Genomic DNA, 14,550 nt, shown 5'->3' on the forward strand with positions numbered 1-14,550 from the left:
GTGTCCAGGGGGCGTGGGGGGCAACTCGGAGCCTTCGGAACCTCAGCCCTTGGTGGCCCCGAGCGTGAGACCGGAGACGAAATGCTTCTGCAGGGCGAAGTAGATCGCGAGGGTGGGCACGGCCACGATGAGCGATCCGGCCGCGACGAGGTTGTTGTCGGTGAAGAACTGTCCGCGCAGATTGTTCAGCGAGCTGGTGACGGGGTACTTGTCACCGCTCTGCATCAGCACCGTCGCCCAGAAGAACTCGTTGTAGATCCAGGTCACCTCGAGGGTGGCCAGCGCGGCGAGCGGGGGCCGGCACAGCGGCAGCGTCAGCTGCCAGAACTGCCGCCAGACGCTGGCGCCGTCGACCATCGCCGACTCGTAGAGCTCCTTGGGGAGGGTCTTCATGTAGTTGCTGAGCACGAACGCGCAGAAGCCCGTCTGGAAGGCGACGTTGACGATGATCAGTCCCCAGTAGCTGTCGAGCAGGGTGCCGGAGTCGCTGAACCAGAAGGGCACCTCGACCCGCTGGAACAGCCGGAAGACCGGGATCAGCAGCGCCTGCGGGGGCAGGAGGTTGGCCGCGGTGAACACCGCGAGCAGCACGAGGTTCCACCGCGAGCTGAACCTGGCGACCACGAAGGCGATGGCGCACGCCAGCGCCAGCGTCAGCAGGACCGCGGGCACCGTGATGATGACCGAGTTGAGGAACTTCTGCGTGAAGCCGGCCTGCTCCCAGGCGTTGCGGTAGTTCTCGAGGGTGAAGCCCCCGAAGGACAGGTAGCCGTGCTGCGCGGTGTAGTCGTAGGAGCGCAGGCTCGCGAGGACGGCGTATGCGAGCGGGAACAGCCACAGGAGGGCCATGACCAGCAGGAAGGCGTGCGTCGCCCACCGGCCGGCCGTCATCGGGCGCCGTCCGCCGGACCGGAGCTCTCGGACCGTGGTGCTCACGTCTCCTCCTTCATGACGATGCGTAGGTAGACGGCGATGAACAGCGAGGAGATGACGAGCATGATCGTCGCGAGGGCCGAGCCGAAGCCGATGCGTTGGGCCTCGCCGACGATGTTGCGGGTCACCTCGGTGGAGATCAGCTCCAGGCCGTTGCGCCCCTTGTTGATCACCCAGACGAGGTCGAAGGCGCGCAGGGACTCCATCACCGTGACGACCAGGACGATGATGTTGATGGGGGCGAGCACGGGGAAGACGACCTTGAAGAAGGTCTGGCGCTCCCCGGCGCCGTCGACCTTCGCGGCCTCGCGCAGCGACGGGTCGACGCCCTTGAGACCGGCCAGGTAGAGCAGCATGATGTAGCCCGTGTGGCGCCAGGTGGTGGCGATGAGGGCCGCCCACAGGTTGTAGCTCGAGTCGCCGTACCAGTCGATCGTCCACCCCGTGACGGCGTTGATGAACCCCTGGTCGCGAGAGAACATCAGCTGCCAGATGAAGCCGACGAGGGCCATGGACAGGACGACGGGCAGGTAGAAGGACGACTGGTAGAACTTCGTCCCCCGGGACTCGCGGTCGATCAGCACGGCGATGAACATCCCGAGCGGCGTCGCCACGAAGAACAGGACCGCCAGCCAGATCAGGTTGTGCTGGATGGCCGGCCAGAACGCCGGATAGGTGTTGACGGCCTCGTCGTAGAACTGCCCGCCGACCGGGGCGGCCTCCGAGAACGGCGAGAGGCCGTCCCAGTCGAAGAAGGACAGCACCACGGTCGCGATGGCGGGCAGCCAGACCAGGCCCACCACCACGACGGTGGGGATGAGCACCATCAGGGCGATGGTGGTGCGGTCCCGACCTGACAGCCGGGTCCCTGCCCGTGAGGCCCGTCGCTTCGAGAGTGACGAGGTGCTCATGACGTGAAGATGATCTTCTTCTGCTTCTCGATCTGGCTCACGATCGAGTCGACGTCGCCGGGGTTCTTGATGAAGGACTGCAGCGCCGGGGTCACGACGGTCGAGGCGAAGTCGGGCCGCGAGTCACGGTCCAGGAACTGCGCGATGGACTTGGCCTGCTTGACGAAGTCCAGCGAGGCCTTCTGCAGGGGGGTGTACTTGGCCGTCGTGGCCTGGTCCGAGCACGCGATGACGGAGGGGTCCGCCTGGACCAGGGTGTCCTGGGCAGGCCCGGTCGCAAGGTAGCCGAGCAGCTTCTTGGCGGCCTCCTGGTTGCGGGGGCGCTTGGACATCATGTAGCCGTCGATGGGGGCGTCGATGGCGTCGGCCCCGATCGTCGGGTCGATCTCGGGGAAGTTGAAGAACATCAGGTCCGCCTGCTCAGCGCCCTTGGCGAACTGCTGCGCGAGGAAGGTGCCCATGTAGTACATGCCGGACTGGCCCTTCTGCAACGACTGGGCCCCCTCCTGCCAGGTGCGTCCGAGCGCGTCCGGCTGGTGCAGCGGGAGCAGCTGGCGCCACACCTCGAAGACCTTCTTGACCTTGGCGCCGGACCAGTCCTCCTTGCCCGCCATCAGGTTGACGTGGAAGTCGTAGCCGTTGACGCGCAGGTTGAGGATGTCGAAGGTGCCCATGGCCGGCCACCCGTCCTTGTCGGCGAACGCGATGGGCGCGAGCCCGTCCTTCTTCATGCGCCCGGCCAGCGCGACGAGCTCGTCGAGCGTCTTGGGCACCGTGTAGCCGTGCTTGTCGAACACGCTCTTGCGGTAGTGGACAGCCCACGGGTAGTAGGTCGTGGGGACGAGGTACTGCTTGCCGTCCGTGCCGGTCGAGGCCTTCTTGACCGCGTCGCTGTAGGCCGCGCCGGAGCCCCAGACGTCGGAGACGTCCCCGATCAGCCCCTTCTCGGCGAAGAAGCGCATGCGGTAGCCCGCGAACCAGGTGAACACGTCGTCCGGCGAGCCCTGCAGGTAGGTGTTGATGTTCTCCTGGAAGGAGTTGTGGTCGATGGTGTTGATCGCGACGTCGATGCCCTTGTTGGCGGCCTCGAAGCCCTTGACGATCGCCTCCACGGCCGCCTTGGGCACCGCGTCGGACTGGTTCGAGCCGAGCTTCAGGGTGCCGCCGGCCGACCCTGACGAGGATCCGCCGCCACCTCCGCAGGCGGCCAGCAGCGACGGGAGGGTGGCTGCCGCCCCCAGACCGGCCACGCCCTTGAGGATGCTCCGACGGCTCAGCTGCTGCGCTCGGACGGAGGAGGGGACCAGGGAGGCGAGGTACTCGCCCTCTGAGGACGGACGCGGCATGGCGGCTCCTTCGACGATGAAGTAGCGGGAGGGCGATGTGCGGCACTGTCACGCGAGAGCCGACACTCACACATTTCCGCTCAGGTGGCGCTCATCGTCCACCTGCTCGCCAGGCCCTGTCAAGACCTGTGTGCACCTCTGTTGACAACTCGCACAAAGTCTCACACGATGGACAACATGCGACAGTGGCCTGACGACGGGGTGGCCTACGGCGGGGACTACAACCCCGAGCAGTGGCCCCGCAGCACCTGGGACGAGGACCTCGAGCTCATGCAGCAGGCGGGGGTCACCTTCGTGACGCTCGGGGTGTTCGCCTGGTCCTGGCTCGAGCCCAAGGCGGGCGTCTACGAGTTCGAGTGGCTGGACACGATCATGGACAAGCTGGCGGCCGCCGACATCGCGGTCGACCTCGCGACCGCGACCGCGGCCCCGCCCGTCTGGCTGAGCCAGGAGCACCCCGACACGCTGCCGGTGGACCGTGCGGGGCACGTGCTCGGCCAGGGCTCGCGGCAGGCCTGGTGCCCCAGCTCGACGACCTTCCGCGACCACGCCGTCGCGCTCACGGCCCAGATGGCGCGCCGTTACCACGCCCACCCGGCCCTCGCCATGTGGCACGTGTCCAACGAGTACGGGTGCCACAACACCCCGTGCTACTGCGACCGCTGCGCGGCGGCCTTCCGCACGTGGCTGCAGGCCCGCCACGGCACGCTCGAGGCGCTCAACGACTCCTGGGGGACGGCCTTCTGGAGCCAGCGCTACACCGACTGGGAGCACATCCTCCCGCCGCGCGCCACCCCCACGATCAACAACCCCACGCAGGTGCTGGACTACCGTCGCTTCCAGTCCGACCAGCTGCTCGCCCAGCACGACGCCGAGCGGGCGGTCCTGCGAGAGCTCTCCCCCGGCGTCCCGGTCACCACCAACTTCATGACGATGACCGGGTTCCGGCACCTCGACTACCACGCCTGGGCCTCGCACGTGGACGTCGTCAGCACCGACCACTACCGGGTGGACCTGCTTGCGGACCCCACCGCCGAGCTGTCGCTGTCGGCGGCGATCACCCGTGGCGTCGCCGCAGGTCGGCCCTGGATGCTCATGGAGCACTCCACCAGCGCGGTCAACTGGCAGGCCGTCAACCCGGCCAAGCCCGCCGGTCAGCTGCTGCGCGACAGCCTGGCCCACGTCGCCCACGGCGCGGACGCCGTCGGCTACTTCCAGTGGCGGGCCTCGAGGGCCGGCGCCGAGAAGTACCACTCGGCGATGCTGCCCCACGCCGGCCCCGACACCCGCCGGTTCGCCGAGGTCCGCCGGCTCGGAGAGGTCCTCGGTCGTATGCCGGACCTCCTCGGCAGCCGCGTGGAGGCACGTGTCGCCGTGCTGTGGGACTACGAGGCGCAGTGGGCCGCCGGTGGGCCCGCCCTGCCGTCGGAGGCCCTCGACTACCCGGACGCGGCGCTCGCGGTGCACCGCGCGCTGCGCGACCTGCACGTCACGGCGGACGTCGTGCACCCGGGGTCGGACCTCATGGGTTATGACGTACTCGTGGTGCCCACCCTCTATCTCGTGCGCGACGAGCACGCCTCCGCCGTCGCCGACGCCGCCGCGCGCGGGGCGCACGTCGTGGTCACCTACTTCTCCGGCATCGTCGACGAGCACGACCACGTCCGCCTCGGCGGCTACCCCGGGGCGTTCCGTGACCTGCTGGGCGTGCGCTGCCAGGAGTTCTACCCCCTGCGCGTCGGCGAGCAGGTCCGGCTCGACGACGGCACCACCGGCACGGTCTGGTCCGAGGACCTCGACGCCGTCGACGGCGAGGTGCTGGCGCGCTACGCGGACGGGCCGCTCGAGGGCGGCCCCGCCGTGACCCGCCGCCGCGTCCCGGGGGGCGGCTCGGCGACATACGTCAGCACCCTGCTCGACGACGCGGGCTGGCGCCGCCTGCTCGACGGGCTGCGCGAGGAGGCGGGCATCAACCGGGTGGCCGAGGCGTCACCGGGCGTGGAGCTCGTGCGCCGGACCGGCGACCGCGGGTCGTGGCTCTTCGCGATCAACCACGGCGGCACCCCCGCCGAGGTGACGGCGACGGGGCACGACGTCGTGGCGGACGCCCCGGTCGACGGGCGCGTCGAGCTGGCGGCCGGCCAGGTCGCCGTCATCCGCGAGACCCGCGCCCCGAGGGGCTGAGCGCCGTGCTCCCCCATCAGCGCAGGGACACCCTCCTCAAGGAGGTGCAGGCGTCGGGCGCCGTCCGGGTCGTCGACGTCGCGGACGCGCTCGGGGTCTCGGAGATGACCATCCGCCGCGACCTCGAGGAGCTGGACCGGCTCGGCCTCGTGCGACGCGTGCACGGCGGAGCCACCTCGCTCGGCCCCGGAGCCAGCGACGAGCCGGGCTTCGCCGCCAAGGCGACCCGCGAGCTCGCGGCCAAGCAGGCCATCGCCCAGGCCGCCCGCGAGCTCGTGCGGCCCGGCATGACCATCGCCATCTCGGCGGGGACCACGACCTATGCCTTCGCCGCGACGGTGACGGACGTCGAGGACCTCACCGTGGTGACCAACAGCACGGACACCGCCGACCTGCTCTTCGACGCGCTGCCCCGCTCCAGCCAGGTCGTCGTCACCGGCGGCGTGCGCACCCGCTCGCACGCCCTCGTCGGACCGGTCGCGATCTCGGCGCTGCGGAGCCTGCACGTGGACCTGGTCTTCCACGGCTTCCACGGCTTCGACCCGAAGGCCGGGTTCACCTGCCCCAACCTCGCCGAGGTCGCCACGGCCCAGGCGATGATCGACTGCGGGCGCAGCCTCGTCGTGCTCGTCGACCACACCAAGGCGGGGGTCGTGGCGCTGGCCGGCGTGGTCCCCCTCAGCCGCGCCGACGTCGTGGTCACCGACTCGCTGCTCGCCGATCAGGACCGGGCCGCCCTGTCCGAGCACGTCCCCGACGTGGTCGTGGCGCCGGTCGGACCGCGCTGACCGCGACGATCACGACGGGACTCGTGATCCCGCCGCCCACCCCCGAGATGAGCATCGCCCAGTGAGGAGAGCACCGTGAGCAGCGTCCGCGACCGCGCCGAGGAGACCTTCCGCGAGACCTTCGGGGCCGAGCCCGAGGGGGTGTGGGCCGCGCCCGGGCGGGTCAACCTCATCGGCGAGCACACCGACTACAACGACGGGCTGTGCCTGCCCATCGCGCTCCCCCACCGGGCGTGTGCCGCAGCCCGACGGCGTGGTGACGACCGGCTCGTGCTGGTGTCCGCCGACATACCGGACGGCCGGGTGGAGGTCGAGCTCACCGAGATCGCCCCCGGAACACCGGGAGGATGGGCGTCCTATGCCGCCGGGGTGCTGTGGGCGCTGCGCGAGGCGGGGCACGAGGTGCACGGCCTGGATGTCGCCGTGGCCTCGGACGTGCCCATCGGCGCGGGCCTGTCCTCCTCGGCGGCGCTCGAGGGCTGCGTCGGCGCGGCCGCCTCCGACCTGCTCGGCCTCGGGCTGCTCGACTCCGACGAGGGTCGGTCACGGCTCGCCCAGGTCTGCATGCGCGCCGAGAACGTCATCGCCGAGGCCCCCACCGGCGGGCTCGACCAGGCTGCTGCCCTGCGCTGCGCCGAGGGCCACGCGCTGCTGCTCGACTGCCGCGACGGGGCGACGCGCCTCGTGCCCTTCGACCTCGACGCGCACGACCTCGAGCTGCTCGTCGTCGACACGCGGGCCACGCATGCCCTCACCGACGGGCAGTACGGCGAGCGCCGCAGCGCCTGCGAGGCCGCCGCCCGCACCCTCGGGATCGCCTCGCTGCGCGAGATCGCGCCCTCGGAGCTGGAGCCGACGCTGGCGCGGCTCGACGACGAGGTGCAGCGCCGACGAGTCCGCCACGTGGTCACCGAGATCCAGCGCGTGCGCGACTGCGTGGCCGCGCTCGCGGCGGGCGACTTCACCGAGGTGGGGCGGTTGTTCGACGAGTCGCACGCGTCGCTGCGCCACGACTACGAGGTCACCGGGGCCGAGCTCGACCTGGTCGCCGACACCGCCCGCGCCGAGGGTGCCCTGGGAGCGCGTATGACGGGCGGCGGCTTCGGCGGCTCAGCCATCGCGCTGGTGCGCCGCGGGACCGGGGACCAGGTGGCCGCCGCCGTGGCCCGGGCGTTCGCGCGGGCGGGGCTGGGCGCCCCGCAGCACTTCGTGGCGACGGCGGCTGCTCCGGCCGAGCGCCTGGGGTGAGTCCCTGACGGTGACCAGAGTGGTCGAAGACCGCCCAGGCCCCGACGCCATTGGTCACCAGTGACGTTTTGGATCGTTCACAAGGGCGGCTCGGACGTGATTGGTGACCCATGGCGTCTGGTGGGCTGTGCCGAGCGAGGCGGGTGCGGGGCTGGTGCGGGTGCAAGTGCGGGGCGAGGAGGGTGAGGCGGGGGTCAGCCGACGGCGCTGAGGCCCCAGCGGACGAGCCGGGTGCCCAATGCACCGGCGGGTGCGGCGAGCGCGGGGCGGGCGAGGCCCAGCTCGTCGCGGGCCCATCCCGGCAGCAGGTCGACAGCGCCTCGGGCCAGCAGCTGATAGCCGGGACGCGCCGGACGCGGCAGCGGCGGCTCGCGCAGCAGGAAGTCGGCGGCGTCCCGGGCAGCCGGGGTCACCCGCAGCTCGGGCCGGTAGCTGGCCAACGCCTCCTCGAGCTCGCGGACGGTCGCGGGCAGGCCCGCGGCACCGAGGCGGGCGGCGGGGATGGCGGTCTGGGCGACATACGTGTCGGCCTCGGCCGGGGTGAGGGGTCGCGACCCGTGGCGCTGGTGCCCGGTCATGAAGGACCAGACCTCGGCGACGTGCACCCAGCGCAGCAGGTGCGGATCGCTCGCGCGGTAGGGCCGGCCGAGGTCATCCTTGCCCCGGACCCGCTCGTGGACGCTGCGGACGGTGGCGATGGCCTGCTCCGCGTGCTCGATCGTGCCGAAGGTCGTGGTCGCGAGGTAGTGGCTGGTGCGCTGCAGCCGCCCCCAGGGGTCGCCGCGGTAGCCGCTGTGCCCCGCGACCCCGGCCATGGCGGAGGGGTGCAGGGACTGGAGCAGCAGGGCCGTGATCCCGGCGGCGAACATCGACGCGTCGCCGTGCACGCGCCAGATCGGGTCGTCCTCGGTGAACCACCGCTCGCCCGGCGTGCCCCAGATGCGGTCGTGGGCGGCCACGGCGTCGGCGCCGGCGACCTTCTCGCGGACCGCCTCCCCGATGCGGCGCTGCAGGACCGTCGTCACCCGCCCGTCAGACATCGGCTCCGTCCTGGCCGGGGGTGGTGTGCTCGCTCGGCACGGCGTCGGCGCCGCCGTCGGGAGCCGTCCTGCCGAGACCGGTCTCGGACACCTGGCCCCCGTCGTCGCCCGCCGTGTCGTCGGATCCGCCGATCGGCCGGTCGCGTCGATCCTCGTCGCGGAGGTCCTCGTCGTTGGTCGCGCGCTGACCGGTCGTGTCGCTCATGTCGGTGCCTCTCGACGGAGGAGCCGGTCTCGGCGGCGGGTGCGCGCCGGTGGGTGGCCCCGGTGCTGACCATTGTGCGGCGGCCGGTCCTGCGGCAGGGAGATGCCGTATGACGTTCGCCCCGCGCACCAGGCGTGGCGGGGCCTGGCGGGGTGCTGCGGGGGCACGGCGGGGCAGGCGCCGCGGCTCCGGTGCGCGGCAACGCGTTCCGCGCGTCGCCGCGCACGTACGGTGACCGCATGCCCACCCAGAACGCCCTCGAGGCCACGTCCTCGGGGAACCCCACGCTGCGCCGTGCCGTCACGACGACCGGCCTGTTCCTGTTCATCCTCGGCGAAGTGCTGGGGGCGGGCGTCTACGTCCTCGCCGGCAAGATCGCCGGCACCGCGGGAGGCGCCGTCTGGGTGCCGCTGGTGGTGGCCCTGCTGCTGGCGCTGCTCACCGCGGCGTCCTACGCCGAGCTCGCCACGAAGTACCCGCGCGCGGGCGGCTCGTCGCACTACGCCACGCGCGCGTTCGGGCCGTTCGTCGGCTTCCTGGTCGGTTTCTGCATGCTCGCGGCCGGCATCGTCTCGGTCGGTGCGCTGGCGCTGGGCTTCGCGGGCGACTACCTGGCGGCCTTCGTGACGCTGCCGACGGTGGGCGTCGTGGTCGTCTTCCTTGCCCTGCTGGCGGCGCTGAACGCGCGTGGCATCTCCGAGTCAATGGGCGCCAACGCCGTCGCCACGATCATCGAGGTCGGCGGCCTCGTGCTCATCGTGATCCTCGGGATCGTCGTCATCGCGCGCGGCGACGGCGACCTCAGCCGGCTGACCCAGCTCGGCACCGCGGAGCACTCTCCGATCAGCGCCGTGCTGGCGGGCAGCGTGCTGGCGTTCTACGCCTACGCCGGCTTCGAGACCAGCGCGAACGTCGCCGAGGAGACCAAGGACCCCGCCCGGTCCTACCCGCGGGCGTTGTTCGGGGCCCTCGTGGTCGCAGGGCTGGTTTATGCCGGCGTCGGCATCGCCGCCAGCGCGATCGTGCCCACCGACCAGCTGGCGTCCTCGAGCGCTCCCCTGCTGGAGATCGTGAAGGCGGCGGGCGGCATACCCCCGGTGCTGTTCTCGGTCATCGCGCTGGTCGCCGTCGCCAACGGTGCCCTGCTCACCGGCATCATGTCCTCGCGCCTCGCCTATGGCATGGCGCGCGACGGCCTGCTGCCCTCGGCGCTCCAGCGGGTGCTGCCGCAGCGCCGCACCCCGTGGGTCGCGATCCTGGCCACCACGGCGCTGTCGCTGCTGCTCGCGCTGACGGGCACGATCGAGGTGCTGGCCAGCACGATGGTCCTGCTGCTGCTCGTGGTCTTCTCCGCCGTGAACCTCGCGGTGCTCGTGCTGCGCCGCGACGAGGTCTCGCAGCGTCACTTCCGCGCGCCGGTGGTCCTGCCCGTGCTCGGACTGCTCTCGTGCCTGCTGCTGGCGACGCGGGTGGATGCGGAGACCTGGCGCTACGGCCTGCCGTTCCTCGCGGTGGGTGCACTGCTGGCCGGGATCGCCGCCTGGCGCCGCCGCACCCCCGCCTGAACCGCGCCGGGCGGGCGCCATACGCGCTGGTGCGGGTCGGCCAGGGCGCGATCCACGATGTAACCGGGTGAACGCGCAATACTTTGCGTGACGGATGGTGACTGTGCGTCATACAGTCCCCGCATGACCGACTTCTCCCCCTCGCGTCGGACCGTGCTCGCCGGCGCCGGCGCGGCGGCCACGGCCCTCGCCCTCCCGCTCGGCAGCCCCTCCGCGCAGGCCGCGGCGGTTCGCAACGTCCGCCTCTGGCGCTGCCTCGGCTCCGCCCTCAGCGGCGGTTACCACACGGGCACGCGCTACGCCGCCGGCACGATCGTCATGGGCGTCCCGCAGGGACGGCTCACCTACACCGACCCCTACGGCCCCCGCACGACCCGGACCTACGACCACGGCACCTGGACCACCGGTTGGTACACGCCGGAGTTCGCGATGACGCAGGTCATCCCGTCGTGGCGGGCGATCACCCCCGGCGGCACGTGGATCTCCGTGTGGGTCCAGGCGACCACGACGAGCGGCGCCACCACGCAGTGGTTCTCGCTCGGCCGCTGGTCCGACATCCAGCCCGGCTCGCCCTACCGCATGACCGTGAACGGGCAGGCCGACGCCTACGCGAACGTCGCGACGGACACGCTCCGCGCCAAGGCCGGCTACGCGTTCCGGAGCTGGCGGCTCCGCATCACCCTCAACCGCCCCGCGGGCACCACCGCCACCCCCACCGTCACGGCGGCCAACGTCATGTCCTCGGCCGTGCCGACCGGATCGACGGTGAGCGTCCCGGTGAGCCCGGTCGGCGGCGCGCGCGGCGTCGTCCTCGCGGTGCCGACCTACAGCCAGATGGTGCACGCCGGGCACTACCCCAGCCTCAACGGTGGCGGCGAGGCCTGGTGCTCCGGCACGTCGACCGCGATGGTCCTCGACTACTGGAAGGCCGGTCCCGGCAGCACCGAGGTGGCCTGGGTGAGCCCCAAGCCGCACACCAACCCACAGGTCGACCACGCCGTCGCCAAGGCCTTCGACTACGGCTACAACGGGTCGGGCAACTGGGCCTTCAACACCGCGTATGCCGGAACCCGGGGCCTGGACGCGTTCGTCACGAGGTTGCGGTCCCTCAACGAGGCCGAGCGGTTCATCGCGGCCGGCATCCCGCTGGTGATCTCGACGTCGTTCACGAGCTCGCAGCTCACCGGCGCCGGTTTCGGCACCAACGGGCACCTCATGGTCATCGTCGGCTTCGACGGCGCGGGCAACGTGGTGGTCAACGACCCCGCCTCCGGGATGCGCGCCTCCAACGCCTACGTCCGCAAGACCTACAACCGGGCCCAGCTCGAGAACGCCTGGGCCCGCTCCGGCGGCACGACCTATGTCATGCGGCCGACGTGGAAGGCCCTGCCGGCAGCGCTGGCCCAGCGCAACTGGTGACCGCGGCGGGGGCAGGTTGATCGACCACAGCCCCCGCTGACGCCCCTACCGGGGGCCGGATCATCAGCCTGGCGGACGAAGCCCGGCCAATGCCCCTACCCCCGGCCGGATCATCAGCCTGGCGGACGAAGCCCGGCCGATGCCCCTACCGGCGGCCGGAACATCAGCCTGGCGGACGAAGCCCGGCTGACGCCCCTACCGCCCGCACCAACGTCCAGGGGCTGCACGCCCGGGCGGTCGGTGCTGATTTCGTGCACGTCGAGCTGGAGCAGTCCGTCCGAGCGGACCCCGCGCTGCGCTCGCGCGCGGCGCAGGCCATCGCCACAGGGCTCGGCTGACACCTGCTGACCCGCCCGGCCCCTGCCCTTCCCCCACGTCGAGAGGCGACAGATCGGGGTTGTCCGCACCGGATGACCCCGATCTGTCGCCTCTCGAGGCAGCGCAGGCTGACGCCCGCGACGTCCGATCAGATCGCGTCGATGATCGCGTTGAGCGTGGCGCTCGGCCGCATCGCCGCGGACGCCTTGGCGTCGTCGACCTTGTAGTAGCCGCCCAGGTCGACCGGGTTGCCCTGCACCCCGATCAGCTCGGCGTTGATCTGCTCCTCCTTGGCCGCCAGCTCCTCGGCCACGGACGTGAACCGCTCCTTGAGCTCGGCGTCCTGGTCCTGCGCGGCGAGGGCCTGGGCCCAGTACAGCGCGAGGTAGTAGTGGCTGCCGCGGTTGTCGATCTGGCCGACCTTGCGGGCCGGGGACTTGTTCTCGTCGAGGAAACGCCCGATCGCCACGTCGAGGGCGTCCGCCAGCACCTGGGCCTTGGCGTTGTCGTAGGTCGAGGCGAGGTGCTCGAGCGAGGCGCCCAGCGCGGAGAACTCGCCGAGCGAGTCCCAGCGCAGGTAGTCCTCCTTGACGAACTGCTGCACGTGCTTGGGCGCCGAGCCGCCCGCGCCGGTCTCGAAGAGCCCGCCGCCCGAGAGCAACGGCACGATCGACAGCATCTTGGCGGAGGTGCCCAGCTCGAGGATCGGGAACAGGTCGGTGAGGTAGTCGCGCAGCACGTTGCCGGTGACGGAGATCGCGTCCTCGCCCGCCCGGATCCGCTCGAGGCAGTAGGTGATCGCCTCGACCGGCGCGAGCACCTGGATCTCCAGGCCGTCGGTGTCGTGGTCCTGGAGGTACCGCTCGACCTTGGCGATGACGTTGCGGTCGTGGGCGCGGCCCTGGTCGAGGTAGAACACGGCCGGGGCGCCGGTCGCGCGGGCGCGGGTCACGGCGAGCTTGACCCAGTCCTGGACCGGGATGTCACGCACCCGCGCCTGGCGCCAGATGTCCCCCGCCTCGACCTGATGCTCCATGAGGGTGGTGCCCTCGGCGTCGGTGACCACGACGGTGCCGTCGCTCGGGATGACGAAGGTCGTGGGGTGGGAGCCGTACTCCTCGGCCTTCTGCGCCATGAGCCCGACGTTGGGAACCGTGCCGATGGTGGCGGGGTCCAGGGCGCCGTTGCGCTTGCAGTCCTCGATGACCGCTTGGTACATCGGGCCGTAGGAGCGGTCCGGGATCATCGCGAGGGTCGGCTGCAGCTCGCCCCGGGCGTTCCACATCTGGCCGGAGTCGCGGATGACGACGGGCATCGACGCGTCGACGATGATGTCGCTCGGGACGTGCAGGTTGGTGATGCCGCGGTCCGAGTCGACCATCGCCAGGGCCGGGCGCTCGGCATACAGCCGCTCGATCGCCGAGGTGATGGCGTCCTGCGTGTCCTGGGGCAGGCCCGAGATCTTGGTGTAGAGGTCGCCGATGCCCTGGTTGGGGTTGAAGCCGACCTGCTCGAGGTCCGCCGCGAACTCCTCGAGCACCGGGGCGTAGAACGCGCGCACGGCGTGGCCGAACAGGACCGGGTCGGAGACCTTCATCATCGTGGCCTTGAGGTGCAGCGACAGCAGCAGGTCCTCGGCCTTGGCGGCGGCGATCTGCTCGTCGTAGAAGGAGCGCAGCGCCGCCGCGCTCAGGAAGGTGCCGTCCACGATCTCGCCCGCGAGCACGTCGACGCCGTCCTTGAGGACCGTCTCGGAGCCGTCCTCGCCGCGCAGGGTGATCGTCAGGGTCGAGTCGTGGTCCATGACCACCGACTTCTCGTTGCCGTAGAAGTCGCCGCCCGCCATGTCGACGACGCGGGCCTTGGCGTCCTGGTCCCAGGCGCCTAGCCGGTGCGGGTGCTTCTGGGCGAAGCTCTTGACCGACTGCGGGGCGCGGCGGTCCGAGTTCCCCTCGCGCAGCACGGGGTTGACCGCCGAGCCGAGGACCTTGGCGTAGCGCGCCTGGACGTCCTTGTCCTCCTCGGTCGTGGCGCTCTCGGGGTAGTCCGGGATGTCGTAGCCCTTGTCCTGCAGCTCCTTGATCGCGGCCTTGAGCTGCGGCACGGAGGCGGAGATGTTGGGGAGCTTGATGATGTTGGCCTCGGGCGACTGGGCCAGCGCACCCAGGTCGGCCAGCTTGTCCGGCACCCGCTGCTCCTCGGTGAGCCGCTCGGGGAACTGCGCGAGGATGCGGCCCGCGAGGGAGATGTCCGCCGTCTCGACCTCCACGCCACCGGCACCGGTGAAGGCCTGCACGATCGGCAGGAGGGAGTAGGTCGCGAGAGCCGGCGCCTCGTCGATCTTCGTCCACACAATCTTCTGTGACGTCATGAGAGTCTCCAAAGTCGTCGCTGCGGTGCGTGCCGTCGGCACGGCTCACGCCCACGATATCTCAACGTCGAGATATCGGCCCAGGACGACCTGGTGCGGCCCGGCGGGCGGTGCCCTCACCCTATCCAGCCGGTATGACGAACCGCCTGCGGGGCCGCCGTCACGCGGAGGTCTGAGACGTCGCGCGGACGCCTGCGCCGCGGCGGGTCAGCAGCTGCCCCG

At 71.3% G+C, this 14,550-nt stretch carries 11 protein-coding genes; 5 read left to right on the top strand and 6 right to left on the bottom strand.

The annotated features are described in order from the left end of the window. Positions 1–42: 42 nt before the first annotated feature. From GGG17_RS07840 to GGG17_RS07850, 3 genes are all read right to left on the bottom strand, one after another. Complete coding sequence (locus GGG17_RS07840) at positions 43–936, bottom strand: carbohydrate ABC transporter permease (protein WP_311966511.1); 894 nt, start codon at positions 934–936, stop codon at positions 43–45. Further along, on the bottom strand, positions 933–1,760 hold the full coding sequence (locus GGG17_RS07845; RefSeq protein ID WP_230082809.1) for a carbohydrate ABC transporter permease: 828 nt from the start codon (positions 1,758–1,760) through the stop codon (positions 933–935). Before GGG17_RS07845 ends, GGG17_RS07840 begins: the two co-directional genes overlap by 4 nt. A gap of 80 nt (positions 1,761–1,840) precedes the next feature. Further along, positions 1,841–3,190, bottom strand: coding sequence for an ABC transporter substrate-binding protein (locus GGG17_RS07850; protein WP_154593185.1), 1,350 nt, complete (start codon positions 3,188–3,190; stop codon positions 1,841–1,843). A 177-nt stretch (positions 3,191–3,367) separates the two neighbouring features. On the opposite strand from GGG17_RS07850, the gene GGG17_RS07855 reads away from it, so the two are divergent. The 3 genes from GGG17_RS07855 to galK all read left to right on the top strand — a co-directional run bounded on the left by GGG17_RS07855 (position 3,368) and on the right by galK (position 7,410). Then, positions 3,368–5,374 (top strand): beta-galactosidase, encoded by a 2,007-nt coding sequence (locus GGG17_RS07855; RefSeq protein WP_154593186.1) that lies wholly within the window; start codon positions 3,368–3,370, stop codon positions 5,372–5,374. A 5-nt stretch (positions 5,375–5,379) separates the two neighbouring features. Then, positions 5,380–6,162 (top strand): DeoR/GlpR family DNA-binding transcription regulator, encoded by a 783-nt coding sequence (locus GGG17_RS07860; RefSeq protein ID WP_311966512.1) that lies wholly within the window; start codon positions 5,380–5,382, stop codon positions 6,160–6,162. A 75-nt stretch (positions 6,163–6,237) separates the two neighbouring features. Then, positions 6,238–7,410 (top strand): galactokinase, encoded by a 1,173-nt coding sequence (gene galK / locus GGG17_RS07865; protein WP_311966513.1) that lies wholly within the window; start codon positions 6,238–6,240, stop codon positions 7,408–7,410. A 194-nt stretch (positions 7,411–7,604) separates the two neighbouring features. On the opposite strand, the gene GGG17_RS07870 is transcribed toward galK, so the two are convergent. Beyond that, positions 7,605–8,450, bottom strand: a complete 846-nt coding sequence (locus GGG17_RS07870; protein WP_154593187.1) for an oxygenase MpaB family protein — start codon at positions 8,448–8,450, stop codon at positions 7,605–7,607. Continuing rightward, positions 8,443–8,655 (bottom strand): hypothetical protein, encoded by a 213-nt coding sequence (locus GGG17_RS07875; RefSeq protein ID WP_154593188.1) that lies wholly within the window; start codon positions 8,653–8,655, stop codon positions 8,443–8,445. Before GGG17_RS07875 ends, GGG17_RS07870 begins: the two co-directional genes overlap by 8 nt. Positions 8,656–8,894: 239 nt before the next feature. On the opposite strand from GGG17_RS07875, the gene GGG17_RS07880 reads away from it, so the two are divergent. Together GGG17_RS07880 and GGG17_RS07885 are read left to right on the top strand one after the other, a co-directional pair. Further along, positions 8,895–10,220 carry an APC family permease gene (locus GGG17_RS07880; RefSeq protein ID WP_154593189.1) on the top strand — a complete coding sequence of 442 codons (1,326 nt, stop codon included), beginning with the start codon at positions 8,895–8,897 and terminating at the stop codon, positions 10,218–10,220. Between the two features lie 123 nt (positions 10,221–10,343). Further along, positions 10,344–11,639, top strand: coding sequence for a C39 family peptidase (locus tag GGG17_RS07885; RefSeq protein ID WP_154593190.1), 1,296 nt, complete (start codon positions 10,344–10,346; stop codon positions 11,637–11,639). A gap of 466 nt (positions 11,640–12,105) precedes the next feature. Here GGG17_RS07885 and GGG17_RS07890 read toward each other — a convergent pair whose 3' ends face one another. Beyond that, positions 12,106–14,328 carry an NADP-dependent isocitrate dehydrogenase gene (locus GGG17_RS07890; protein ID WP_154593191.1) on the bottom strand — a complete coding sequence of 741 codons (2,223 nt, stop codon included), beginning with the start codon at positions 14,326–14,328 and terminating at the stop codon, positions 12,106–12,108. Positions 14,329–14,550 lie beyond the last annotated feature (222 nt).

Origin of the sequence: Arsenicicoccus cauae (assembly GCF_009707125.1) — a bacterium.
Lineage (GTDB): Bacteria > Actinomycetota > Actinomycetes > Actinomycetales > Dermatophilaceae > Arsenicicoccus > Arsenicicoccus cauae.